Annotated in this window: 1 protein-coding gene; it reads left to right on the forward strand. The window is 65.0% G+C overall.

The genetic code is table 11. From position 1 onward, the window contains the following. A partial coding sequence (locus EOA22_RS36875) for a DUF2470 domain-containing protein (protein WP_164756347.1) occupies positions 1-506 on the forward strand: 506 nt, incomplete at both ends.

A 506-nucleotide genomic window follows, 5' to 3' on the forward strand; every position in this document is an offset into this window, starting at 1 on the left:
CCACCGACATCGACGGCGCACCGCTGATCCTGGTGCCGATGCTTGCGGCGCACACCGGCGCGCTGCTTGCCGACCCGCGCTGTTCCCTGTTGCTCGGCGAACCAGGCAAGGGCGACCCGCTGGCGCACCCGCGCCTGACACTGGTCTGCCAGGCGGTAAGGATCGAGCGCGGATCGGCCGAACACGCCCGCACCGAGCGCCGTTACCTCAATCACAATGCCAGGGCGAAACTTTACGCCGGTCTCGGTGACTTTTCGATCTTTCGCCTCGATCCGCAACGCGCCAGCCTCAACGGCGGCTTCGGCAAGGCCTATCAGCTCGACCGATCGGATCTGCTCGCCAGCGGACCGGTCGTCGAGGAACTCGCGGCGCGCGAACAATCGGCCATCGACCACATGAACGCCGACCATCTCGACGCGATCGCCGTTTACGCACAGCATTTCGCCAAAGTATCCGGCAACGGCTGGCGTATTGCCGGATTCGATGCCGATGGCATGGATCTGGTG

This window comes from Mesorhizobium sp. M7A.F.Ca.US.014.04.1.1, assembly GCF_003998745.1.
In the GTDB taxonomy this organism is placed as follows: Bacteria; Pseudomonadota; Alphaproteobacteria; order Rhizobiales; family Rhizobiaceae; genus Mesorhizobium; species Mesorhizobium ciceri.